Below are 24,665 nucleotides of genomic sequence, written 5' to 3' on the forward strand. Positions count from 1 at the left end.
CCATGACCGTCACCGTCCAGACCGGCGCCGCGCCCCGCACCACGGGCGTGGTCCGCACCGACCCGGCCGGGGTGCACGAGGCCCTGGCCCGCCTGGAGCAACCCGTCTACGTGGTCCGCACGGGCGCCGGGATCGGCGTGAGCAACGCCCGCCCGGCGGACACCGGGGCGATCGTCGCCGCGGCCGGCCCGCTGCCCCCCGAGCGCCTCGGCGACGCCGGGTTCCGCGCCCGGCACGGCCTGCGCTACGCCTACATGGGCGGCGCGATGGCCGGCGGCATCGCCTCGGAGGACCTGGTGATCGAGCTGGCCAAGGCCGGCACCCTGGGGTCCTTCGGCGCGGCGGGGCTGCTGCCCGAGCGCATCGAGCGGGCGCTGAAGCGCTTCGCCGCCGAGATCCCCCGCCTGCCGTACGCGGTCAACCTGATCCACGCGCCGAGCGAGCAGGAGCTGGAGCGCGCGGGCGTGGAGCTGTTCCTGCGCCACCGGGTGCGCTGCGTGGAGGCGTCCGCCTTCATGGACCTCACCCCGCACATCGTGCGCTACCGGGTCGCGGGCCTCTACCGCGACCCGCAGGGCCGCCCGGTCGCCGGGAACCGGGTGATCGCCAAGGTGTCCCGGCCGGAGGTCGCCGAGCGGTTCCTGCGGCCCGCGCCCGAGTCCGTGGTCGCGGACCTGCTCGCCCGGGGCCTGGTCACCGCCGAGCAGGCCGAGCTGGCCCGCGTGGTGCCGATGGCCGACGACATCACCATCGAGGGCGACTCCGGCGGGCACACCGACCGGCGCCCGCTGGTCGCGCTGTTCCCGGTCATCGCCGCCCTGCGCGACGAGGCCCAGCGCCGCACCGGGTACCCCGTGCGGCTCGGCGCGGCGGGCGGGCTCGGCACCCCTGCCTCCATCGCCGCCGCCTACGGGCTCGGCGCCGACTACGTCGTGGTCGGCTCGGTCCACCAGGCGTGCCTGGAGTCCGGCACCTCCCCCGCCGTGCGGGCGATGCTGGCGGAGGCCGGGGTCGCCGACTGCGACATGGCCCCGGCGGCCGACATGTTCGAGCTGGGCGTGGACCTGCAGGTGCTGCGCAAGGGCACCATGTTCCCGATGCGGGCCCGCCGCCTCTATGAGCTGTACAAGCAGTACGACGGTGTGGAGGCCCTGCCCGCCGGCGAGCGGCGCAAGCTGGAGACCCAGGTCTTCCGCCGCCCGCTGGACGACATCTGGGCCGACGTCCAGGAGTACTTCGCCCGGCGCGACCCCGACCAGCTGGAGCGGGCCGGGCGGGAGCCCCGCCGCAAGATGGCGCTGATCTTCCGCTGGTACCTCGGCATGGCGTCGCGGTGGGCGACCGTCGGCGAGGGCGACCGGGTGGCCGACTACCAGGTCTGGACGGGGCCGGCGATCGGCGCGTTCAACGCCTGGACCGCCGGCACGCCGCTCGCCGCGGTGGAGAACCGGCGGGTGGCCCTGGTGGCGTCCGAGCTGATGCGCGGGGCCGCGTTCACCGGCCGCGTCCAGCAGCTCACGCTCGGCGGCGTCCGGCTCCCCGCGTCGGTCCGCTCCTACCGCCCCGCAAGCCTCCGCGAGACGTCCGAGGTCGTGGCGGCATGACCGAGCTGACCCTGGACGCCCTCCCCGCACCCCCCGGCGTGCCAGAAGCGGATTCACTCACGCCTCAGTGCTCGACCGGCTCTCCTACCCCCCAACCCCTGACCGCTTCGCCCACCTCCTCCGGCCTGCCCGGGCCGGTGGCGCGGTACGCGGTGGCGGCCGGGCTGGACCGGTCGCTCGGCGACCCGGCGTCCGCGGCGAGCCCCTTCGGGTTCGCGGCGGCGGCGGCCCGCGACGAGGCCGCGGCGTTCCCCGCCGAGCTGTCCGCCGCCGCGGGCCCGGCGCTGCGGCTGTCGTACGTGCCCCGCGCCGACGGCGGCACGCTGGACGCCGCCGACGAAACGCTGATGACCGTCCGGGCGGCGGCCCGCAGGGACCTGACCGTGATGCCCGCCACGATGTTCGGCATCACGGCCGCGACCTGCGTGCTGCTGGCCGGGGACGCGGCGCAGCGGGCCCGCGTGACCGAGCTGCTTCGCCGGGGCGGCGCGGTGGGCTTCGCGCTCACCGAGGACGGCCACGGCAGCGACCTGCTGGCCAACGAGTGCCGGCTGGAGCCGGACGGCGAGGGCGGGTACCGGCTGTGGGGCCGCAAGTGGCTGGTGGGCCTCGGCGACCGGGCCGAGGCGCTGGTCGTCTGCGCCCGCACCGGCCGCAGGGGGCCGGGAGCGTTCACGCTGGTCCTGCTGGAGGGCCCGGTGGTGGCCGCGTGCCGCACCGGGACGCGGCCGAGCGCCGGCATGCGCGGCATCGGGTTCGCCGGGTTCGAGTTCGCCGGGGTTCCGGTCCCGGCGGGCGCCCGGGTGGGCCGGGAGGGCCGCGGGCTGGACGTCGCGATGCGGGCCATGCAGTACGTGCGGGTCATGAGCACCGGGGCGAACCTCGCCGCCGGCGACACCGCGCTGCGGCTGGCCCTGGACTTCGCGGCCGGGCACCGTGTGGGCGACCGTCCGCTGGACGGCCTGCCCACGGCGCGGCGCGAGATCGCCACCGCCGTGACCGCGCTGCTGGCCGCCGAGGCCGGCGCGCTCGGCGCGGCCCGCGCCCTGCACCTCGCCCCCGAGGCACAGGGCCTGTGGTCGAGCGTGGTCAAGCACGTGACCATCGACGCGGCGGGCGATGTCTTCGCCCGCTGCGGCGACCTGCTCGGCACGCGTGGCCTGCTGCGGGAGGGGCCGGCGGCGGCGTTCGACACCTTCCGCAGGGACAACGCGGTGGTCCGGCACATCGACACCGGCCCTGTGGCCAACCTGCGCCTGGTCACGACCTGGCTCACCCAGGCGGCCCTGACCCGCTCGGGTAGTCCCGGCCGCTCGGCCCGCTCGGACGTGACGGAGCTGTTCGACCTGGCCACGGCGCCGCCGGAGGCACGGCTGGACGGGCTGGCGGTGGCCGGGCGCGCCGACCCCGTCACGGAGGCGCTGCCGGAGGCGGCCGCGGCCGTACGGGCCGAGCTGGCGGCCGTCGGCGGGCCGATCGCCGAGCTGGCGGCCGTCGGCGGGCCGATCGCCGAGCTCGCGGACCAGGTGGTCGCCCGGCTGTGCGCGGCGGTGGCCGAGGTGCCGGAGCGGGTGCGGGCCCTGCTCGCCGACCGCAGGGACGCGGCGACGCCCGACCTGCTGGAGGAGGCCGAGCGGTTCTGCTTCCTGCACGCCGCCGCGAGCTGCGTCCACCTGTGGCGGGCCGGCCGTGAACAACCCCTGCTCACGGGCCGGGAGCCGTCCTGGCTGGCCGCCACGGTGGGCCTGCTGCTGGCCCGCGCCGAGGGCGGGACCTGGCGTCTGCCCGCGCTCCTGGACGACCCGATGGCCGAGACGGCGCTGCGCCTCCACCGCGAGGGCCGGATGTTCTCCGTCACCGCGCTGCCCCTGGCCGAGCACGACCGGGCCGCCGACAGGACCCCCGACAGAGCCGACAACAGGGCCGACAACAGGGCCGGCCGAGAGACCGACGCAGGAGAGGAGGAGACGCCGTGACCGTCAAGGAGCAGGTCGCGGTGGCCGAGGAGCTGGAGCGCCACCTCGGCGACCCGCACGACCCGGCGAGCCCGATGTCGTTCGCGAAGGTGCTCGACCACGACGAGCGTGAGGAGTTCCCCCACGAGCTGGTCGGGCTACTGCAGCGCTGGAACCTGCACGAGTACTGCCTGCCGTCCGCGTTCGGCGGCCGGGCGGGCGACGTCGAGGTGGGCTTCAACCTGCTGCGCCTGGTGGCCCGCAGGGACCCGACCACGGCGACCGCGCTGATGCTGACCAACCTGGCCTTCATGCCGGCCTGGATCGCGGGCACCGACGAGCAGAAGCGGTACTTCGTCGAGGCGATCAAGCGCGGCACCCGGATGGCCTGGGGCCTGTCGGAGCGCGACCACGGCAGCGACGTGCTCAGCAACGAGATGCGCGCCGAGCGCGTCGAGGGCGGCTACCTGCTGACCGGCGAGAAGTGGCTGATCGGCAACGCCACCGTCGCCGACGTGGTGAGCGTGCAGGCGCGCACCAACGAGCGGGGCGGGCCGGGCGACTGGTCGATCTTCGCGGTCGAGAAGCGGCACTGCCCGGCGGGCTCGGTGGTGCACCTGCCCAACGAGCGCATCCACGGGCTGCGGGCGCTGGACATGAGCGGCATCCGCCTGGACCGCCTGTTCGTCCCGGAGTCCGCCCTGCTCGGCAGGGAGGGCCAGGGCCTGGAGCTGGCACTGAAGAGCGGCCAGGTCGCCAGGACCACGATCAACGGCATGGGGCTCGGCGCGGTGGACACCGCGCTGCGGGTCACGATGGACTTCGTCACCGAGCGGGTCATCTTCGGCCAGCGCGTCATCGACGTCCCCTACACCCGCAGGCAGCTCGCCGAGAGCTTCGCCGACCTGGTGGTCGCGGACGCGGCCACCACCGGCGCGGTGCGCGGCCTGCAGGCCAACCCCGGCCAGGCCAGCGTCTACTCCTCGGTGGTCAAGTACCACGTGCCGACCTCGCTGGAGCGCACGCTCGCGCAGCTCTCGGTGGTGCTCGGCGCGCGGCTGTACCTGCGGGCGCACCCGCACTACGGCATCTACCAGAAGATGCTGCGCGACGCGCTCGTGGCGATCTTCGCCGACGGCAACACGGTGGTGAACCTCAAGAACATCGCCCTCCAGCTCGACGGCCTGCTGCGCACCGCGGCCGGCCCGGTGACGCCGGAGGCGGAGGCCCGCGTCCAGGCGCAGTACGACCTGGACGCACCGCTGCCCGAGTGGCGGCCCTGCGACCAGCAGCTCTTCAGCCGGGGCGGCGACGACACCGTGCTGCTGCTGCCGGACGGCGTGCGCCGGCTGCGGGCGATGGCCGCGGCGCACGCGGACGAGCGGCAGCGCCACTGGCTGTCCCGGGCCGCCGACGTCGCCGCGTCGCTGGTCGTGGAGCTCGGCCGCCTGCGCGAGGAGGTCACGCGGCTGCGCGAGACGCACGGCAAGGGGTACGCCGGCACGGCCGAGCTCTTCCGCCTGGCCGAGCAGTACTGCGCGGTCCACGCCGCCGCCGCGGCCGTCCACCTGTTCACCCGCTCGAAGGACGCGCTGGCCGAGCCGTTCCCGGACGGCGCGCTGCTGCTGATGTGCCTGGAGCGGGCGACCCGGCACTTCCACCCGGCCCGGCCGGTGACCGACCAGGAGGTGGTGGACCGGGTGGTGGAGATCCTGCGGGGCCTGCACTCCGACCGGCTGCTCTTCTCCTTCTGGCAGTTCCGGCTCAGCGCCTCGGGAGAGCGGCGATGAGCGCCCTGCTCGCCCCTGCCCCCGCGCCCGCCCCCGAGCTGGTCCGCGAGGCCGGCGTCTGGCTGCTGGCCGAGTCCGAGGTGGACGCGCTGGCCGACGCCGCGCCGCCCGAGCGGGTGCTCTCCGCCGGCGAGCGGGACCGGGTGGCGCGCCTGCGCGCCCCCGGCGCCCGCAGGCGGAGCCTCGGCGCCCGGCTGCTGGCCCGCCTGCTGCTGGCCAGGTACGCCGCGGTGGAGCCGTCGCGGCTGTCCTTCGTCACCCGCTGGTACGGCAGGCCCGAGCTGTCGCCGAACCCGTGGAACCTGCGGTTCAACCTCTCGCACAGCGACGGCTGGATCGCCTGCGTGGTCACCTCGGTGGCGCCGTGCGGCGTGGACGTCCAGAGCCCCCTCGGGGACGACGCCCTGCGCCACCTGCCCGGCGCCCTGTCCGAGCCCGAGAAGGCGCGGCTCGACGCGCTGGACCCGGGGACGCGGGCGGAGGCGCTGCTCGACACCTGGGCGGTGAAGGAGGCGTACACCAAGGCGCTCGGCTACGGGCTCCGGTACGGCTTCGAGCGGCTCACCGTCGGCGGCGTGCCCGGCGGCCCGGTCACGCTGCGCGACGCGCGGCGCGGCGCCGCCGAGGACCGCGCCTGGACCTTCCACCTCGACCACCTGCACACCGGCCACTGCCTGGCCGTCGCCGTCCGCACGCCGGGGACGGCCCCCTGTCCGATCGTCGTCCGGCACGTCATGGATCCGTCAGAAACCTCCCTGGAAGGGGTGCTCCCGTGAACCCACGCCGTGGGCTCGCCGCCACAGTCGTGGCCGCTTCGATACCCATGTTCCTGGTGGCGCTCAACAACCTCGTCGTCACCAACGCGCTCCCCGAGATCGGCCAGGACCTGAAGGCCGGGCTCGACGACCTGCAGTGGGTGGTCAACGCCTACGTGCTCGCCTTCGCGGGCCTGCAGATCACCGCCGCGGCGCTCGGCGACCGGCTCGGCCGCCGCCGGCTGTTCGTGGTCGGCATCCTGGTGTTCGTCGCCGCCTCGGCCCTGTGCGCCGTGGCCGAGTCCACCGCGGTGCTGCTCACCGCGCGGGTGTTACAAGGCGTCGGCGCCGCCGCGGTGTTCCCGCTCTCCCTGACCCTGCTGGCCGCCGGGGTGCCCGAGCGGCGCAGGAACCTGGCCGTCGGCCTGTGGGGCGCCGTCTCCGGCACCGCGGTCGCGGTCGGCCCGCTCGTCGGCGGCGCCGTCACCGAGGGCCTGAGCTGGCAGTGGATCTTCTGGGTGAACGTCCCGATCGGCCTCGCCGCCGTCGGCCTGGTCTACCGGGTGCTCGGCGAGAGCAAGGGCGTGGGCCGCAACATGGACCTGCCCGGCATGGTGCTCGGCTGCGCCGCGATCACCACGGCGGTCTGGGCGATCGTCGAGGCCCACGGCCGCGGCTGGACCGACCCGGTCATCCTCGCCGCGTTCGGCGGCGCGGCCGTCCTGTTCATCCTGTTCGTCGCCTGGGAGCGGCGCACCCCCAACCCGCTGCTGCCGCTGACCTTCTACCGGTCCCGCCCGTTCGTCCTCAGCAACCTCGTGTCGCTGGCCATGTACTTCGGGGTGTTCGGCTCGATCTTCCTGCTCGTGCAGTACCTGCAGGGCCCGCTGGCCTACTCGCCCCTGGAGGCGGGCGTGCGCACCCTGCCCTGGACGCTGATGCCGATGTTCCTCGCCCCGGTGGCCGGCCTGCTCGTCGGCAAGGTCGGCGGCGGCAGGCTCATGGCCGCCGGTCTCGGCCTCCAGGCCGCGGCCCTGTTCTGGATCGGCACGCTGGCCGACCCGGGACGCGAGTACACCGCGCTGATCCCGGCCCTGATCGTCGCCGGCATCGGCATGGGGCTGACGTTCGCGCCGAACTCGGCGGTCGTGCTGGCCGCGGTCCGCACCGAGGAGCACGGCAAGGCGTCCGGCGCCAACAGCACGATCCGCGAGGTCGGCGGCGCGCTCGGCGTCGCGGTCCTGGCCACGGTGTTCCAGCAGTCCGGCGGCGTGGTGGGCCCGTCCCCGGCCGCGCCGACCGCCTTCTTCGACGGCATCGTGCCCGCCCTGTACGTGGGCGCGGCCGTGGTCGCGGCGGGCGCGCTCGCCGGGGCCCTGATCCCGCGCGTCGTCCGCGGCCCCGCCGAGGCCGAGGCCCGGCGGAACGTCCGGCAGGAGGCCGCCAGGACCGGCGGCGCGTCCTACGCCCCCAGCGAGGCGGGGGTCTGACCCGCGGCGAGGCTCCCGGTGGCGCCGTGCGGCGCCACCGGGGCGCCCCGCCCGACCAGCGCGAACACCTCTGAGCACGTCTGACAGTTACGAACCGGGAGCCACAATGACTTCGGTGCTGAGCCGGCCGGTGACCGATCGATCCGGCGACGAGAACCAGTGGACCAAATGCCCCTCGTGCACGTCCCTGCTGTACCTGCGCCGGTTGCGGCGCCAGGACTGGGTGTGCCCCGAATGCACCCACCCCCTGCGGCTGAGCGTGGCCGACCGCCTGGACCTGCTGCTCGACCCTGGCTCGTTCCGCCGGCACGACGCCGACCTCGAACCCGTGGACGTGCTCGGCTTCACCGACAGCAAGCCCTACCCCAGGCGCATCGCCGAGGCGCGTGAGCGCACCGGCGCGAACGAGTCGGTCGTGTGGGGCACCGGGGCCATCGAGGACATGCCGCTGGTCGTGGCGGTCATGGCGTTCGAGTTCATGGGCGGCAGCGTCGGCGGCGTCAGCGGCGAGCTGATCGCCCGCGCCGCCCGGCACGCGCTGGCGGCCCGGCTCCCGCTGCTGCTGATCACCGCCTCCGGCGGGGCCCGCATGCAGGAGGGCGCGATCTCGCTGATGCAGCTCGCCAAGACCGCGCAGGAGCTCGGGCGGCTGCGCGAGGCCGGGCTGCTGTGCGTCAACCTGCTCACCGACCCCACCTACGGCGGCGCGACGGCCTCGTTCGCCGTCCTCGGCGACATCGTGCTGGCCGAGCCGTCGGCCAGGATCGGCTTCGCCGGGCCTGGGGTGATCAAGCAGACGATCCGGCAGGACCTGCCGAAGAACTTCCAGCGCGCCGAGTCGCTGCTGGCCTGCGGCATGATCGACGACGTGGTGCCCCGGGACAGGCTGCGTCCCACCCTCGGCCGCCTGCTGCGCCTGCACTCCGGCCCCCGGGACGCCGACCCGGCCCCGGCCGGCGGGGTGCCGTACCTGACCGACCCGATCACCCTGGACCACCTGCCGGCCACGGAGGTCGTCCGCACCGCGCGCAACATCGACCGTCCCACCACGCTGGACTACTGCGCGCAGATCTTCGAGGAGTTCTTCGAGCTGCACGGCGACCGCTGCTCCGGCGACGACAAGGCGATCGTCGGCGGTGTCGCCTCGCTCGGCGGGCGGCCGGTCGTGGTGATCGGCCACCAGAAGGGGCACGAGACGCCCGAGCTGATCCGCCGCAACTTCGGCATGCCGCAGCCGTCCGGTTACCACAAGGCCCGGCGCCTGATGGACCACGCCGAGCGGTTCGGCATGCCGGTCGTCACGTTCGTCGACACCCCCGGCGCCTACCCGGGCGTCGAGGCCGAGGAGCGGGGGCAGGGGACGGCCATCGCCGAGTGCATCCTGCGCCTGTCCCGGCTCCGCGTCCCGGTGGTGTCGGTGGTCACCGGCGAGGGCGGCAGCGGCGGCGCGCTGGCGCTCGCGACCGCCAACCGGCTGCTGATCCTCGGCAACGCGTACTTCTCGGTGATCAGCCCGGAGGGGTGCGCGACGATCCTGTTCGGCAGCGCGGGACAGGCCGACCGCGCCGCCGCCGAGCTGCGGCTGACCGCCCGTGACCTGCTCGAACTCGGGGTGGTGGACGGCGTGGTGCCCGAGCCTGCCGAGGGCGCGCACGGCGACTGGGCGGCGACCGGAGCGGCGGTCCGCGAGGCCCTTCTGGCCGGACTAGCCGAACTGTCGCCGTTGTCCGCGGACAACCTCGTCAAGGATCGGTACGGCCGCCATACTCGCTTCGGTGATCCGAATTGTCAGCCCTCAGTCACTCGGTGGTGAGGGATGAGCGAGGAGTTGGGCGACGTGGTGCACGAGGAGAAGAACGGGGAGGTGACTCTGGCGGACCTGCGGCACGAGGTGCGCCAGCTCATCTCCGACGTGGGCCGGCCGATCCGCCGGGTCAGTCTCAAGGCGGGGACGGCCGTCATCGAGGTGGAGTGGGAGTCCAGCGCTGACGGCGCGGCCGCGGAGGCGTCCCGCCCCGCGCCCGCCGCGCCGCCGCGCGACCAGCAGGCCGCCGCGCCCGCTCCTCCTCCCCCCGCCGCGGAGCAGGCCCCGGACCGCCACCGCATCGTCGCGCCGCTCGTCGGCACCTTCTACGGCGCGCCCTCGCCGGGCGCGGAGCCGTTCGTGGGCGTCGGCGACGTCGTGCAGGCGGGCAAGCAGGTGGCCATCGTCGAGGCGATGAAGCTGATGAACGCGGTGACCGCCGACCGTTCCGGCACGGTGGTGTCGATCGAGGTGAGCGACGGCGAGTTCGTCGAGTACGGCCAGACGCTCATCGTCATCGAGCCCGCCGACGGGCCTGAGTAGGGAGCGGCGCATGTTCCGCAAGGTGCTCGTCGCCAACCGCGGCGAGATCGCGTTACGCGTGCTCCGCGCCTGCAAGGAGCTCGGCATCCGCACGGTCGCCGTCTACTCCACCGCCGACGCCGACTCCCTGCCGGTGCGCCTGGCCGACGAGTCGGTCTGCATCGGCCCGCCCGCCTCCCGGCTCAGCTACCTCAACGTGCCGAACATCATCGGCGCCGCGCTGAAGACCGGCGCCGACGCGATCCACCCCGGGTACGGCTTCCTGTCGGAGGACCCGTACTTCGCGGAGATCTGCGCCGACAACGGCATCACCTTCGTCGGCCCGCCGCCGGAGGTCATGGAGCACCTCGGGGACAAGTCGACGGCGCGCAAGCTCATGCAGGACGCGGGGCTCCCCCTGCTGCCCGGGACGGTCAGCCCCATCGTCTCGGCCGAGGAGGCGCTCGCCCTCGCCGACGAGATCGGCTACCCGGTGGTGCTCAAGGCGTCCGCCGGGGGCGGCGGCCGGGGCATCACCGTGGTGCAGCGCCGCGAGGACCTGCCCGAGGCCGTGCGCGCCACCCGCGCCAACGCCCAGGCCCTCTTCAAGGACGCCGCGATCTACCTGGAGAAGTACCTCACCGGCGCCCGGCACATCGAGGTGCAGGTGATGGCGGACGACTACGGCACCGTCGTCCACCTCGGCGAGCGCGACTGCTCGGTGCAGCGGCGCAAGCAGAAGCTGATCGAGGAGTCCCCCTCGGCCGTCGTGGACGCCGGCCTGCGGGCGCGCATCGGGCAGGCCGCGGTCGACGGCGCCCGCTCGGTGGGCTACCGGGGCGCCGGCACGATGGAGTTCCTGCTGGACGGCGAGGGCCGGTTCTGGTTCATGGAGATGAACGCCCGGATCCAGGTGGAGCACCCGGTCACCGAGATGGTGACGGGCGTGGACCTGGTCCGCGAGCAGCTCCGCGTGGCGGCGGGCGAGCCGATGTCCCTGCGCCAGGAGACCATCGACCTGCGCGGCCACGCGATCGAGTGCCGGATCAACGCCGAGAACGCCGCCGCCGGCTTCGCCCCGACCCCCGGACGCCTGGACCGCTTCGACGTCCCCGGCGGGCCGTGGGTCCGCCTGGACACGCACTGCCTGACCGGCACCCGGGTGCCGCCCTACTACGATTCCTTGATCGCCAAGCTGATAGTGTGGGGGCCGGACCGGGACGCCGCGCTCGACCGCATGGCCCGGGCCCTCGACGAGTTCCAGATCGAAGGCCGCGGGGTACATACCACTATCGAGCTGCACCGCCGCGTCCTCGAACACCCCGAGTTCCGGGCCGGCAGCGTCACCACCCAGTTTCTCGACCAGTATCTGAGCGGCAATGGCACGCCCCCGTAGCCTGTGAGCCCCCCCGGGGCCGATCGGCGCGGGCCCGCGCCGCCGGCGAGGCGGTGCGGGGACCCGGCCGCGGGGCCGGATCGGCACAGGTTCCCGCATCGGCGGAAGGTGATTCCAGATGGACCACGACAGGTCGGACATCGCGCACGACGCCGAGCTCGACGAGACCATGGACTCCCTCAGGACGGCCCTCGGCGGCGTGCCCCGCGGCCTGACCGACCGCCTGGCCTCGACCCTCGACGCGGCCCGCGACCTCCGCGACCTTTCCTGAACGTCCCGCGCGCCGCCACGGGCGCGCGGCCGGTCACGTGGCGATCGTGAGCTTGTCGGCGGTGCGCGAGAGCACCGTCAGCTCGAAGGGGGCGGCGCGGCCGTCCGGGAAGGTCACGCGCACGTGGCCGTCCCGGGCCCGCCAGCGCCCCGCCACCTCCCGCGGCCGGTCGTCCGGCCCCGGGCGCAGTTCCACGAACGTGCCGTCCGGGCGGAACTCCAGGCCGCGGCGCGGCCTTCTCGACGGCCGGAACGGGTGGTCCGCGGGACGGTAGACGGCCGTGCCGCCGGTGTCCTCCTCGTAGGAGTGCAGCCAGGCGCCGGTGACGTCGGGCTCCCTGGTCACGCGCCGCCCTTCGCCGGGGTCATCCGCCCGCCTGGTCGACGACCATGCCGAGCGCGGCGCGGATGTCGCTCAGGACCTCCGCGGTCAGCCGCTCGCTGTCGTGCAGCAGCCGCTCCACCTCGCCGTCGTGGGCGGGCCCGCCCGGCCCTGGGACGGGCACACCGGCCGTGGCCGGCGTGGGCGCGGCGGCCGGAGCGCGTGCCAGCAGCGGCGCGACCAGGAGCGACGCCCGCGACCCCTCCAGGCAGGCGTTCATGCGCGTCACCTGGCCGGAGGTGAACATGAACATGGCCGCGTCGTCGGTGTAGTCCATGAAGTTCATGAACATGTCGCCGTTCGGGCCGTTCTCGCAGGTCACGTGCGGGAAGGCCGGCCTGCCGTGGTTCGCGCCCGCCTGGTTCGGCGTGTCGGCGACCTTGTCGTCGCTGCTGCACGCCCCGTCGTCGTCGCCCCAGATGTGGTACAGGTCCAGCCAGTGCCCGATCTCGTGGGTGGCGGTGCGCCCGCCGTCGAAGGGCGCCGCCGCCGTCCCCGTCGTCCCGAACGCCGAGTGCAGGATCACCACGCCGTCGGTCTGCGGCGGGCCGCCGGGGAACTGCGCGTAGCCGAGAAGGCCGCCGCCCAGCGCGCACACCCACAGGTTGAGGTACTGGTCGCTGGGCCAGGGGTCGGAACCGCCGGTGACGTGCGACTTCACGCCGTCGTCCCAGCTGAAGACCCGTTCGCCGGTGGCCACCCTGACGATACCGTCCGTCGGCGCGCCGTCCGGGTCGCGGTCGGCGAGGCGGAACTCGACGCGCGCGTCGGTCACCAGCGACCGCCACACCGGCGGCACGCCGCCGACGTCCGGGTTGGCGGCGCGGAAGTCCCGGTTGAGCACGTCGATCTGGCTGTGGACCTGGTCCGCGCCGATGTCCTGCTCGGGCGCGGCGCGGTTGTGCACCACGTGCACGACGACCGGGATGGTGACCACCTCGGTCCGCGCGGGGGCGCGGCGGCCCTGCTCGTACCGCAGCGCGCGGTTCTCGATCGCCGCCCGGCGCGCACGGTAGGTCATGCTCTCGTTGAGCAGCCTGCGGTGCACCAGCATGGTGCCGCACAGGTCGCGGGCCGGTGGTTGCGGGAAGCCGGGTTCTGTCATGGCCGTCCCTCCTGGTCCAATCGGGGCGCGGGTGCCGCGCCTGTCCCGTCCTGGGAGAGGTGCTTTTGCAGTTCGTAGTTCCTGAACTGGTAGAAGGGCCCTTCGGTGCGGAGCAGGCCGAGGCGGTGGGCGTCGTCGAAGAAGCTCATGGCGCGGAGCGGCAGCCGTCCCTTCCCGGCCAGCCGGGGCATGGTGACGCTGTAGGCCAGCCAGGCGTGGTGGCTGCCGAGGACGAGCCCGAGCACGAGGCCGAGCAGCACCCCGCCGACGATCACGGTCGGTCCGTCCAGCCCGGCGGCCCACCCGATGGCGCCCGCCATGAGCCCGATCGCCGCCCCGCTGACCGCGCGGACCAGCGTGAGGTTCATGTCGGCCTTCCAGGTGGAGCGGGGCGACCGCGCGGTGGTGCTCTTGGTGGGGCGCTCGACGAACCGGCTCAGGCCGATCGTCACGAGGAACATGAGCGCGGACAGCGCCCCGATCATGAGCGCGCTGCGCGCCTGACCGCCGCCCATGCCCCAGCCCACGACCGCGCCGAGCAGCCCGACGATCAGCCCGTCCCTGAGCGCCCCGACGACCAGCGAGCGCCGTCCGTGGAGCTGGAAGCCGGCGCGGCCCGGCGCCTCGCTGAACCACGTCCCGCTCATGACCACGACGACGAGCGCCGCCAGGACGCCGGCCACCAGGCCCACCGGCGGCGACACCGTCACCAGGCCGAGCACGGCCCCGACCACGACCCCGGTCCCGAGACCCACCAGCGCCCGGACCGGCCAGGTGGAGGTGTAGCCCGCGAGCCGCCACCAGGCCATGTCGCGGGCGTCCTCGCCGGAGACCAGGAGCTGGCGGGAGAGATAGGCCAGCCATCGCCGCACCTGGTCGGGGCTCCAGGCGTGCCGGGGACGGAACGGCTCGGCGGCGGCGGGGGGACGGGAGTCGACCACGGCCGGGATGAGGCGGTCGCAGAGGTGGTCGTTCAGGGTGGACGCGTCGCCCTGGCCGAGGGTGAGCAGCGGGGCCGGATCCCGCCGGGAGGAGACGTAGGCGGCGCGGACCAGCCAGAGACCGAGCGGCGTGCTCGTCACCTCGGCGAGGGCGGGCACGGCGCCCTTCCGCAGCGCGTCCAGGACCCGCTGCCATGAGGGCGGGGGCCTGCGGGGCAGGCATGCCTCCAGGTAGCCGGCGGACGCGGTGGCGGACAGCGGGTGGGGCTCGATGACCGCCGCGGCGGTGAGGACGTCCCCCGCCGCCTCGACCGACTCGGCGAACTCGGCCGTGCGGCAGGTCACGATCAGCTGGTCGGAGTCCGACATCGACCGGTTCAGCGTGGACAGGATGCCGGCCCCGGCGTCTCCGGGCAGCTCGTCCAGACCGTCGAGGATGGGCAGCACCTCGCCGCGGACCGCGAGCGTGACCGGGGCGTCGGGGGGGAGCCCTTCCGCGCGCAGGGCGGGGTAGTCCATGTCGAGGCAGGCCGCCACCCAGTCGTGCAGGCGCGGATGCGCGTCGGTGTCCCAGCGGGCCGCCGACAGCAGGATCGGGATGGGCTCGTCGGGCTGCCGCGTTCTCAGCAACTCCATGATGAGCTGGACGGCCAGGGTCGTCTTGCCCGATCCCGGGCCGCCGAGGATCACCAGGCGGCGGCATCGCAGCGCGCGGAAGTCCTCCGCCATGGCGGCGATGTGGTCGGTGAGGCTGGGGAAGCTGACGGAGCCCTCGGCGATCAGGCGGGGGTGGTCCATGAGCTCCTCGTGCTCGGTGGACCGCCACGGCACGGGGATCGGCTCGGGGTCCGCGAGCGACCGCAGGATCGTCTCGTCCTGCCACTTCTCGGCGGCCAGACCGGCGAGGGTGTCCTTGGCCCTGCCGACGTCCGTCGGCGTCGGGGCGGGCGCGGGCCGCAGCGACCTGCGCCACGTGGTCAGGAGGAGCAGCACTCCGTTCATCAGGCCCACGACGCCGCCCGCTGTCGTCAGGATCTGTGTGGCGTTCAGGGAGTGGACCTTGCTGCCCTCCTCTGAGGGGAACCCTTGCCTCAGCAGCACCAGAATGAGGACGCCGACGGCCAGGGACACGAGCCCCAGCACCAGAGACCGCCTGGCCGACGATCGGCGCCTTCCGTAAACCGCCGCCATAACCCCCATGATGCGATCCGGTGATATCCGGTCGTAACTACGGCTTGCATAGCGAACGGTCTAATGAACGGAAAGCCTTCTACGTTTGCCCATATGTACGGCAATTCTCCGGCATCAGTCGGCAGGCGGGCCCTCCATTCGCCCGCGCGGCCGCCCCGTTCGCGGCGGCGGCTCGTCCTCGTGCGCCCGGCACCATCAGGTTGCCGTCCGTGATCAACATGAACCGCTCCAGGCCCGGCACGACGACGTGCACGACGGTGATCTCGCCGGGGAGCACGGCCACCGTGCGGTAATAGGGCGTACGGCCGTGCGCGGCGAGCGTGGCGACCAGCTCGCGCACCCGGTCGCGGGGGTGCGCGGGCGCGGGCTCCCGGCCCAGGGGCACCGTGCGGGCGTCGCGCAGGTGCGCGGTGAGATCGAACCGCCCGCACGCGTGCAACTCGGGATGCCGGGCCAGCCCTCTCAGGTCACCACGCCGCGCCGACCAGGACAGAGACTCGGCCGCCACCGTCTGGACGAGCTCGGCGACCGCGCGCCGCGCCGCGTGCGCCGGACTCGCCGACGCGCCCGAGCCCCGCCGATGCGGCCGGCCGCCGTCCGGAGCCACGTACGCCAGCATGACCGGCACCCCCAGATCGGCGGTGACGTCCACCAGCCACACCGGCCCCCCGGCGAGCCGCTCCGCCCGCGCGAGACCGCGCGCCAGATCGGACGGCAGCGTGGCGGCATCCACCACGGCAGGCCGAAACCGCCCTCGCCCGAGAAAGGCACGCACCAGCACCAGGGACAGCGCGTCACGCTCGACCGTCTCGTTCAGCGCATGCAGCAACGCCTCATCCGCCGTGACCCCGATCGCCGAACCGCTGTTACAGCTGTAACGCATCAACCGGCCGTAGTCACAGAAGTCCCCGACACGCTCCCGCAGCCCCGCCGCGCCCGTCTCCACGTACCAGGGACACGACACGAACAACGGCACCGCGACCCCATCCCCCACCCCGACCGGCCGATAACGGCAACAGGCCACCCGCCCGCCACCCGACACCGCCCGCGACGTCGAGGCCGTGGTCTCCGCCGCCCCCGCCGTCCGCGACATGTCCGCCAGTGCCAGGAGCCATGGCTCGTCGGCCAGTGGTCCGGCGGCGAGGTGCGCCGTCTCCTCCATCGCCACGCACGCGGCGTCGAACCCATCCGGCCCGGTCACATGGTGCTCAAGCGCCTCGAACAGCGCCCCCACCCGGGCCTCGTCGTACCGCCCTTTGCCCATCCCCCGCGCCGACGGCAGCAGGGTCCCGTCCGCGGTACGCACCTGGCAGACAGCCGCGCACAGCCGGTCGTCACCGGCCGACTCGGCATCCCGCGGCAACTCCGCGTCCCCGGGCGACTCGCCATCACCGGCCAGGAAGAGGACCTCGGGCGTCAGTCCGAGCCCGGCCAGCGCGCCCCTAACGCGCCGCTCGGCCTCCGGCAGCGCCACGACGCGCTCCTCCGGCGTCCTTCCCGCGAAGGAGCTCTTCGAGCCGCTCATTCTCGGCGTCCGTCAGTTCCTGGCCTTCCGCATCAAGCGACTCGGCCTTCGTGTAGTCCAGCCCACGACCCATGACATCCGCCTCCCTTCTCAAGTCCCGTGCCCGGACGCCCCTCCCGCGAATACCACGAGCCCGCATACACCGTTGAACGCCCTGAATATCCGCACGCCGATACAACCCACGAAACCCGAAAGACCCGAAAATCAATATTCATCCGCTCGGAGGCGGCGCGATACCGGCCGGAACCTCCCCACAGCGGCTCGTCTCAGTGCTTCCAGCGGGTGCGCCGGGCGATCTCATCGGGTGTGGCCCCGGCGAAAAGCGCGATCTCGCCGCGGCGCACGGTCGCGACCGTGTCGATGACGGCCTCGCCGAAGGCGTCCTTCAGCGTGGCGTCGGCCTCGAACGCCGCCACGGCCTCCTCCAGCGAGGACGGCAGCGGCGTGACGTCGTCGCCCAGCGTGGCCGGGTCGACGTCCACGGGCTCGGGCAGCGTGCCCCGCTCGGCGACGCCCGCGCGCCCGGCGGCGAGGAGCGCGGCCAGCGCCAGGTAGGGGTTGGCGGCCGCGTCGAAGCACTTGACCTCCAGATTGGCCGCCCGCCCGCGCTCGCCCGCCGACCCGGTGACGAACCGCAGCGCCGCCTCCCGATTCTCCAGACCCCAGCAGGCGTACGCGCCCGCCCAGTGCGAGGGGACCAGCCGCAGATAGCTGGCCACGGACGGCGCGCCGACCGCGAGCAGGGCGGGCAGGCGGGACAGGACGCCCGCGGCGAACCCCTCCCCCTCCGCGGTGAGGCCGTACCGGCGGTCGCCGCCCGCCATCAGGTTGGCGCCGTCCCGCCACAGGCTGAGATGGACGTGCCCCCCATTGCCCACCCCGTCGGCCAGCACCTTCGGCGAGAAGGACGCGCGCAGGCCGTGGTTCAGGCTGACGGCGCGGATCGTCTCGCGAACGAGGACGGCGGTGTCGGCGGCCCCCACCGGGTCCTCCGCCGCGACCGACACCTCGTACTGCCCGGCCGCGTACTCGGGGTGGATCTGTTCGACCGCCACCCCCGACGCCGCCAGCGTCTCGACGATGTCACGCAGGTAGGCGGACCGCTCGGTCAGCCGCGTCATCCCGTACGCCGGCCCGGTGCAGGCGGGGACGAAGTCGTCGCCGTCCCCCACGGACGCCGCCCACTCGACCTCGAAGGACGCCCGCACCGAGAAGCCGCCCTCGGCCAGGCGCGCCACCTCACGGCGGACCAGGTGACGCCCGTCCAGCGGATGCGGCGCGCCTTCCTGGTCATACCGGTCCGCCGGCGCCCACGCCCACCCGGGCAGCGCGGGCAGCACCACCAGCCGGTCGAGATCGGGATACAGACGCAGGTCCCCCACGGGCCCCCCGGCGAAGCGGCCGCTCACGATCGAGTCATCGAGCAGAAACGTGTCGAACACCGGCGAAGCCCCCACCCCCCACACGGCCACATGCTCCAACCGCCCGACCGGCACGCCCTTAACCCGAGTCACCCCACTGGTATCCACCCACGTGACGGCGACCTCCCCGACCCCGCCCGCACAGATCACCCCCGCGACCTTCCGCGCCGCCTCACCCCGCCGCCCACGCTCCCGCTCATCCACCCCGCCATCTTCCCCACCCCGACCCGCCCGCGTCGACAGAACGCGGCCGTGGCATGTCCTCAGGCCACCATCGACAGGGCTGATTCATCGAGAGCGGGCCCACGCGTCACCCAGCCTGTGCGCCTGGCCGTCAGCGCGGCGTGCCACATGGCCGGACGGATGACCCCGTACTGGAGAAGAAGCAGGAACGGGGTGCCGAGCAGCCAGGTCGCCGTCCGGGACCAAGCGCTCACGCCCGGGCGGCGCAGAGCGTAGCGGGAGCCGATGATGTAGGTGAGCCCGAGCCAGTACAGGGCTCCTTCCAGGGGAAACGGCTTGCCCATGAGGGGAGAGCCGACGCACATCCACAGCAGCGCGATCGGGTTGAGCGCGCTCATCGCCATGGCGTAGATCCGCCAGGCGGCAGGGAGGGCGCGCAGGTGGGAGACCTCCCACAACGCGTAGACCCAGTAGGAGCGGTACCAGCGGGTGCGCTGGCGGTATGTGGTCCTGACGGTCTCCGGCATATCGGTGAACACCCACGCCTCGTCCACCGCGACGGTCTGGCCGCGCTGCAGGGCATAGTGGGTCAGGCGGCGGTCATCTCCGACGGTCCCGCTGGTGATGTAGTCGTCGAGGTTGTCCAGGACGAGGTCGGCGCGGTAGAGGCTGAGCGCTCCCGAGCAGGGCGCGACGACGCCGAGACGCGAGCGTGCCGCGCGCTGGGTGAGGCACGCCGACACCATCTCCAGGTCGAGCAGGCGCGTGAGCAGATTCTTCGTGCGGTTACGCAGCATGGGCAGCCCCGTCGCCGCCTGAACACGCTCGTCGGACATCGCCCGCAGCAGGTGGCGGATCGCGCGCCTGTCCACGACGCTGTCGGAATCGACGGTGAGAATGAAGTCCGCCCGTCCGCGCCCGTGGTCACGGGCCCAGCGCAGTTCACGCAACACCCATGCCTGCGCTTCTCTCTTGCCGCCGTTCTCCCGCCGGTGCCAATGGACGAATGGATGGGCGAATCGGACGGCGGGCGTCTTCGAGCCGTCGTCCACCACATGGATCTCGTCCGGAGGCCTCGTGGAATTGAGCAGGGCCGCGATTGTCGAGTTCAGAGCCTCCGTGGTCTCGTTGTAAGCCGGCACGATCGCGACGACCCTGCCTTTCGCGGGCGGCAGGTGAGTGAACCGGCGCGGATAGACGGTGGAGCCGAGAATGGCGATGAGGACCCCGGTCGTCAGAAGGTAAACACCCATCGACTCCCAGTGACCGGGATTGCCGATGAAGGCGCGGAAAACGAGAATCCACACGACGGCCGCCGCCAGCACGAGAACACCGGCCGCGACCATCCGCAGGTTCTCGTTGTCTTTGCGTCTTCTCACCGCGACCGTCGCCGTCGCGTCACGTAGCGATACCCCAGCAGCCCTCCTACGACCGCGAGCCCCACCCCGGTCAGAACCATCGAGAGGACGGCGGGGGCCCCTGAGGACAGCGACGCCACGTCAGCGATTTCCCCACGCACGATGTTCCCTTCATATGACTTCTGCTCATACGTACTGATCTGCGCGATCAGCGCTGGACCGGGGAACGGTACCAAAAAATCGATTCAAATCTTGAGATTTGCCCCTTCCGCGGCACCACCCCGCGAACCACGACAGAAAAGGCGCTCTCGACGACCGCGGAATTGACGAACTTTCCGACTGACAAATACTTACTCAGACATGCCCAGACCCCGGCCTACAGGAAGGTGCATGAGGTCACAGACCCGGCATCGGCGACACCAAAGACATATAATGACTATCCAACCCGCACCGTAATGGATGATTCGGGCAGCCCGTGCCGCATTACGGGCTTCTCTATACCGAAATTACAGTCACTCAATATCGCAAGAGCGAATGTTCGGAAAAGGAGGTAGATGCGCGACTTGATCGCACGGCACACGAGGGATCCGCAGCCCGTCGGGACGACCGAGCACGTCCTAGAAGGAAGCCTCGGCGGCGCATGCCTCCCACTCCCCGCCCACCAGGTCGGCCAAGGGCTCACCCGTCAGCACATCGTCACCGTCCCGACAGAGCGCCGGCCCCGCCTCTTTGAGCCGCCGATGCGCCGAACGCCACCACCGCTCGGCCCAGCGGGAATGACGCGTGAACAGTGCGTGAAAAAACGCTCAGCGTGATCAACGTCACATCACGCTCCGAACGTGTGCGCGTTCGTGCTGTCGCCACGTGAGGTCCTTCATCGGCATACCCCGGTGGCGGGCGGCCGTGGAACTTCACTCGGCGGATCCGGCCGACGCGGCGACGAAACCCACTTCGCCACCTGCCGTTTGACCGGATCAGTAGCGAGATCCTGACTTGCCGTCCCGTCAATCTGACCACCTCGGGCATGTCGCGACGGCGAAACGGGCGTTCAAGATCGGGAAAAGCCTTGCGAATTTTCACGATCGTTCCCTGGGCCAAATATGGCTTTCACCCCGTACCGTTGGTGTCGGGGGTTTCCACAGAGCTGATCCGGGCAGTCCGGTCTGGTTGATGTTGGCCGTTGACCGTCCGATTGGGAGGTCGTGCCTGCCTGGGGGTGCCGCGTACGGCGGTTTCCTGGGTCACGGCGGCTTGCCTGGCCGAAATGACGGATTGGACCACGGAAGAAGGTCGTGATGACGAACGAGGTCACCGAGAGCAAGGCCGCCGCGCGCGCGCTGGCGGCGCGGATGCCCGGATGGACCGTCTGGTACGGGGAGCACACCCGGCGTTTCTGGGCGATTCCCCGCTCGGCCGTCCCCGCCGGCACGCGGATGGCCGAGGCCGACACGGTCGAGGAGCTCGAAGAGGTGGTCCGCCGCATGATGGGCGCCCCGCCGCGGCAGCTCGAGGCCCCGGCGGCGCGTCCCGAGACCGCGGCCGGGCAGGTTCCCATGCCGGGTCCGGCCCCGCAGCAGCACCGTCAGCCCGTCGCCACGGGCTGACCGCGAGGCGCGCCGGCCGTCGACCGGCGTGGCCCGCGGCCTTCCGTATGCTCGGACGGTGACCACCCCGCGCACCCTCGTCCTGTGGGACATCGACCACACGCTGATGAACACCGCGGGCGTCGGGCGTCGCGCGTACGCCGACGCGTTCGAGGTGGTCGCGAGCCGGCCCCTGGAACAGGTGGCCGACATGGCGGGACGCACCGACTGGGCGATCACCGTCGACACGTTGCGCATGCACGGCATCGAGGCGTCCACCGATCTCCTCCGGACGTTCGGTGACGCGCTGGCCCGTGCCTTCGTCACCTATGAGAGCGCGGTCAGGGAGAACGGCCGCGTGCTGCGCGGCGCCCGTGAGGCGCTGGAGGCGCTGGCCGGGCGGGACGACGTCGTGCAGTCCGTCCTCACCGGGAACATGGAGCCGATCGCGATCGGCAAGCTCGCCGCCTTCGACCTCGGCCGCTTCATGGACCTGCGGGTGGGCGCCTTCGGCATGGACCACGAGGACCGCGCCGAACTCGTGCGCCTCGCGCAGCGGCGCGCCACCGACATCTACGGCCAGCCGTTCGGCCGCGACAACACCGTCCTCGTCGGCGACACCCGCCACGACGTCCAGGCGGGCCACCTAGGCGGCGCCCGCGTGGTCGCCGTCGCCACCGGCGCCAGCGACAGAAGAACCCTGCTGGACGCCGGCGCCGAACTCGTCCTCGACGACCTCTCCGACACCCCCACCGTCATCCGCGCCATCCTCACCCCCGCCGACCGCTGACCCGTCCCGAGGGGCGACATGCGCATCGTCATACCGCTGTACGAGGGTTTCACCGCACTCGACGCCGTGGGCCCGTACGAGGTGTTCAGGTTGGTCCCCGGAGCCGAGGTCGTCTTCGCGGGCCCGGAGCCGGGGCCGGTGCGCGACGCGCCCGGACACCTGGCCCTCGTCGCGGACGTCGCACTGTCGGCGATCGACTCCTGCGACGTGCTGCTCGTCCCGGGCGGCCCCGCGACACGGCGGCTGGTGCACGACGACGCGCTGACCGGCTGGATCCGACGTGTCCACGCCACCACGGCCTGGACGACGTCCGTTTGCACCGGGGCGCTGCTGCTCGGCGCCACCGGCATGCTCCAGGGTCTGCGGGCCACGACGCACTGGGCCGCCGCGGACGTCCTAGAAGGTTTCGGCGCCTCCTACACGGCCGAACGCGTCGTCTTTCAAGGGAAGATCGTCACCGCGGCCGGGGTCTCGTCGGGCATCGACATGGCGCTCGCCCTGGCCGAGCGACTTGCGGGCCGGACCGTCGCCGAGGCGATCCAGCTCGCCATCGAGTACGACCCCCGACCGCCGTTCGACTCCGGATCGCTGACCAAGGCGCCTCAGAAGGTCAAGGACTTCGTCGAGTCCGGGGGCCTGCGCCGTTGAGGGTTCGTGGTCAGTTCCTCCTTGCCGGGGTGGAGGGCTCGTAAGATCCCGGTATGGCGGAGGTCTTGGTGCGCGATGGGGCGTGGGTCTTCGATGGCGAAAGCATTCGGATCACTCCGTCCGGGGACCGGCATGTCCACAAGCTCCGGCGGCTGGTCGGCGAGCGGTCGGTGCCGCTCATGGCCGTGGCCGGCATCACCTACGAGCCGGGGCGGAAAGGGGGACGGCTCAGGCTGCGCCTCCGCGAGGGGGCCGATCCGTTCGAGCAGGCCACCCGGGGGCGCATCGCCGACGCGGGCGACCCGTACCAGCTCGCCGTCGACCAGGACCGCACCGGCGTGGCGGAGTACTTCGCCGACGAAGTGCGCAACGCGCTGCTGATCGAGCAGGTGCCCGACGGTCCCTGCGACCACTACCTGCTGCCCGGCCCGGCGGTGCCGCTGACGGCGACGGCGGGGGACGGCAGCGCCGTGTTCGACGGCTCGACGGTCCACCTCGCCTGGAACTGGGCCACCGAGTCCGGCAAGCGGTCGGCGGGCGCGCAGCAGATCGCGCTGAGGGACCTGGAGGGCGTCGACTGGTCGCCGTCCGCCGGGCTGGAGAACGGGCACATCCGCTTCCGGGTCCGGGGGGTGACCACCCGGCAGCAGCCCAAGCACGACCCGTTGTGCCTGGTGTTGTGGGGCATGGAGAAGGAGACGCGGACGTGCGCGATGCTGATCGCGGCGATCACCGCGCGGCTGCCGCATCCGTTCGCCCCGCAGGACGCGCCGGTGCACCCGGACACGGCGCACCAGGTCCGCCCTGGACCGGCGCGAGCCCTGACGGCTGCGGAGACTGCCGACGGGAGCGATCCCGACGCTCTGCTGCGGCGGCTGCGCGAGCTGGGCGACCTGCGCAAGGACGGTGTGCTGACCGAGGAGGAGTTCACCGCGGCGAAGCAGGCCCTCCTCCGCAGGTTGTAGGCATCGGCAGCTGTCACCGATCGCAGGGTGCGTCCCGTTCTGGCGAGCGAGTGTGCGCCCGACCTTGACGAATGCAGGTCGCCGTCAGGCGTTCCGGGGGGTGGGCGGGGCGGTCAGCAGTTCGTGGAGCCGTTCGGCGAAGGGCAGCGGCTCGGCGAGGTAGCCGACGTGGTCGCCCGGGAACTCGGCGAGCTCGGCGCCGAGGCGCTCGGCCACCGCCATGGCCGCCTTGTACGGCATGTACGGACGGCCCTGCACTCCTCCGGCCACGATGACCGGCGCCCCGCGCAGTGCCTCGATGTCGGGGACGTAGGCGGAGAAGGACCGCACCTGGTGGCGGAAGAAGAACTCCATGTTGGCCGCGACCCTGGCCAGCATCCGGCGCGTGTCGGGAGGCAGTTCGGCGGCGGCGTCGAACTGCCGGGGCAGGTTCACGGCCTCGGCGAACTTGCGCAGGGCCGCGCCGGTGCCCTGCTCGGCCTGGGTGTCGTGCACCTCGCGCAGTAAGGCGGTCCAGTGGGCGGCGTCCGGCAGGAACGACACCGCCGGCGGTTCGTGGGCGACGAGGGTGCGCACCTGTTCGGGGTGGCGTGCCGCCAGGTCGAGGCCGATGAGGGCTCCGGAGCTGCTGCCGAAGACGTGCGCGGGCCCGTCGCCGACCTCCTTCAGCAGCAGCGAGACGTCCTCGGCGTACACCTCGATGCGCTGCTCGCCGGGCTCTTCGAGCAGCGGGCTGCGTGAGCTGCCGCGCGGGTCGAAGGTGACCACCGTGTAGCGGTCCTCGAGGGCACGGGCGAGGCGGGCGTACGCCTGGGCGTCGCCCCCGCCGCCGGCGACGAGCAGGAGGACGGGGCCGGCGCCCCGCACCTCGTAGTAGATGTCCGCGCCGGGCACACGCAGGGTCGAGGTTCGCATGGCAGGCCCCTCTCGGTCGCCGTCTCGATCAGGTATGTCGATCTAAGTTGACACCGTCAGGTTGTCACCGAA

The 24,665-nt window shown here is 72.9% G+C and carries 20 protein-coding genes; 13 read left to right on the plus strand and 7 right to left on the minus strand.

Annotated elements, in window-relative coordinates; genetic code table 11:
• The first annotated feature begins 2 nt into the window (after nucleotides 1–2).
• From BJ981_RS06635 to BJ981_RS06675, 9 genes are all read left to right on the plus strand, one after another.
• Nucleotides 3–1,604: a PfaD family polyunsaturated fatty acid/polyketide biosynthesis protein gene (locus BJ981_RS06635; RefSeq protein WP_184608987.1), complete on the plus strand. Its 1,602-nt coding sequence runs from the start codon at nucleotides 3–5 to the stop codon at nucleotides 1,602–1,604.
• Nucleotides 1,601–3,580 carry an acyl-CoA dehydrogenase family protein gene (locus BJ981_RS06640; RefSeq protein ID WP_184608989.1) on the plus strand — a complete coding sequence of 660 codons (1,980 nt, stop codon included), beginning with the start codon at nucleotides 1,601–1,603 and terminating at the stop codon, nucleotides 3,578–3,580. The genes BJ981_RS06635 and BJ981_RS06640 overlap by 4 nt, the downstream gene beginning before the upstream one ends.
• On the plus strand, nucleotides 3,577–5,349 hold the full coding sequence (locus BJ981_RS06645; RefSeq protein ID WP_184608991.1) for an acyl-CoA dehydrogenase family protein: 1,773 nt from the start codon (nucleotides 3,577–3,579) through the stop codon (nucleotides 5,347–5,349). The genes BJ981_RS06640 and BJ981_RS06645 overlap by 4 nt, the downstream gene beginning before the upstream one ends.
• Entirely contained in the window at nucleotides 5,346–6,125 is a 780-nt protein-coding gene (locus BJ981_RS06650; protein WP_184608993.1) for a 4'-phosphopantetheinyl transferase superfamily protein, read from the plus strand. Before BJ981_RS06645 ends, BJ981_RS06650 begins: the two co-directional genes overlap by 4 nt.
• Nucleotides 6,122–7,594, plus strand: coding sequence for a DHA2 family efflux MFS transporter permease subunit (locus BJ981_RS06655; protein WP_204070336.1), 1,473 nt, complete (start codon nucleotides 6,122–6,124; stop codon nucleotides 7,592–7,594). Before BJ981_RS06650 ends, BJ981_RS06655 begins: the two co-directional genes overlap by 4 nt.
• A 106-nt stretch (nucleotides 7,595–7,700) precedes the next feature.
• Entirely contained in the window at nucleotides 7,701–9,407 is a 1,707-nt protein-coding gene (locus BJ981_RS06660; protein WP_184608995.1) for an acetyl-CoA carboxylase carboxyltransferase subunit alpha, read from the plus strand.
• A 3-nt stretch (nucleotides 9,408–9,410) separates the two neighbouring features.
• The gene (gene accB, locus BJ981_RS06665) at nucleotides 9,411–9,941 is read left to right on the plus strand and encodes an acetyl-CoA carboxylase biotin carboxyl carrier protein (protein ID WP_184608996.1); all 531 of its coding nucleotides are present in this window, start codon (nucleotides 9,411–9,413) and stop codon (nucleotides 9,939–9,941) included.
• Nucleotides 9,942–9,951: 10 nt separating this feature from the next.
• Nucleotides 9,952–11,316: an acetyl-CoA carboxylase biotin carboxylase subunit gene (accC, locus tag BJ981_RS06670; protein ID WP_184608998.1), complete on the plus strand. Its 1,365-nt coding sequence runs from the start codon at nucleotides 9,952–9,954 to the stop codon at nucleotides 11,314–11,316.
• Between the two features lie 118 nt (nucleotides 11,317–11,434).
• Nucleotides 11,435–11,587, plus strand: coding sequence for a hypothetical protein (locus BJ981_RS06675; protein WP_184609000.1), 153 nt, complete (start codon nucleotides 11,435–11,437; stop codon nucleotides 11,585–11,587).
• A 33-nt stretch (nucleotides 11,588–11,620) separates the two neighbouring features.
• Here BJ981_RS06675 and BJ981_RS06680 read toward each other — a convergent pair whose 3' ends face one another.
• The 6 genes from BJ981_RS06680 to BJ981_RS06705 form a co-directional block, all read right to left on the minus strand.
• Nucleotides 11,621–11,932, minus strand: coding sequence for a hypothetical protein (locus BJ981_RS06680; RefSeq protein WP_184609002.1), 312 nt, complete (start codon nucleotides 11,930–11,932; stop codon nucleotides 11,621–11,623).
• Between the two features lie 19 nt (nucleotides 11,933–11,951).
• The gene (locus tag BJ981_RS06685) at nucleotides 11,952–13,073 is read right to left on the minus strand and encodes a zinc metalloprotease (RefSeq protein WP_204070335.1); all 1,122 of its coding nucleotides are present in this window, start codon (nucleotides 13,071–13,073) and stop codon (nucleotides 11,952–11,954) included.
• A complete protein-coding gene (locus tag BJ981_RS06690) occupies nucleotides 13,070–15,157 on the minus strand; it encodes an NACHT domain-containing protein (protein WP_184609004.1) in 2,088 nt (695 codons plus the stop codon). The genes BJ981_RS06685 and BJ981_RS06690 overlap by 4 nt, the downstream gene beginning before the upstream one ends.
• Before the next feature lie 127 nt (nucleotides 15,158–15,284).
• On the minus strand, nucleotides 15,285–16,679 hold the full coding sequence (locus tag BJ981_RS06695) for a YcaO-like family protein (protein WP_184609006.1): 1,395 nt from the start codon (nucleotides 16,677–16,679) through the stop codon (nucleotides 15,285–15,287).
• Nucleotides 16,680–16,996: 317 nt separating this feature from the next.
• A complete protein-coding gene (locus tag BJ981_RS06700; RefSeq protein WP_275422302.1) occupies nucleotides 16,997–18,172 on the minus strand; it encodes a type I glutamate--ammonia ligase in 1,176 nt (391 codons plus the stop codon).
• Nucleotides 18,173–18,414: 242 nt separating this feature from the next.
• Nucleotides 18,415–19,659, minus strand: a complete 1,245-nt coding sequence (locus tag BJ981_RS06705) for a glycosyltransferase family 2 protein (RefSeq protein WP_184609010.1) — start codon at nucleotides 19,657–19,659, stop codon at nucleotides 18,415–18,417.
• Between the two features lie 1,328 nt (nucleotides 19,660–20,987).
• On the opposite strand from BJ981_RS06705, the gene BJ981_RS06710 reads away from it, so the two are divergent.
• Genes BJ981_RS06710 through BJ981_RS06725 form a run of 4 tightly spaced genes read left to right on the plus strand, consistent with a single transcriptional unit; the run spans nucleotide 20,988 to nucleotide 23,678 of the window.
• Entirely contained in the window at nucleotides 20,988–21,296 is a 309-nt protein-coding gene (locus BJ981_RS06710; RefSeq protein WP_184609012.1) for a hypothetical protein, read from the plus strand.
• 58 nt (nucleotides 21,297–21,354) lie between these two features.
• Nucleotides 21,355–22,065, plus strand: a complete 711-nt coding sequence (locus tag BJ981_RS06715) for an HAD family hydrolase (RefSeq protein ID WP_204070334.1) — start codon at nucleotides 21,355–21,357, stop codon at nucleotides 22,063–22,065.
• 18 nt (nucleotides 22,066–22,083) lie between these two features.
• Nucleotides 22,084–22,713, plus strand: a complete 630-nt coding sequence (locus BJ981_RS06720; RefSeq protein ID WP_184609014.1) for a DJ-1/PfpI family protein — start codon at nucleotides 22,084–22,086, stop codon at nucleotides 22,711–22,713.
• A 53-nt stretch (nucleotides 22,714–22,766) separates the two neighbouring features.
• A complete protein-coding gene (locus tag BJ981_RS06725) occupies nucleotides 22,767–23,678 on the plus strand; it encodes a DUF4429 domain-containing protein (RefSeq protein ID WP_184609016.1) in 912 nt (303 codons plus the stop codon).
• Nucleotides 23,679–23,762: 84 nt separating this feature from the next.
• Here BJ981_RS06725 and BJ981_RS06730 read toward each other — a convergent pair whose 3' ends face one another.
• A complete protein-coding gene (locus BJ981_RS06730) occupies nucleotides 23,763–24,593 on the minus strand; it encodes an alpha/beta fold hydrolase (RefSeq protein ID WP_184609018.1) in 831 nt (276 codons plus the stop codon).
• Between the last annotated feature and the right edge of the window lie 72 nt (nucleotides 24,594–24,665).

The sequence above is a fragment of the Sphaerisporangium krabiense genome (assembly GCF_014200435.1).
Lineage (GTDB): Bacteria > Actinomycetota > Actinomycetes > Streptosporangiales > Streptosporangiaceae > Sphaerisporangium > Sphaerisporangium krabiense.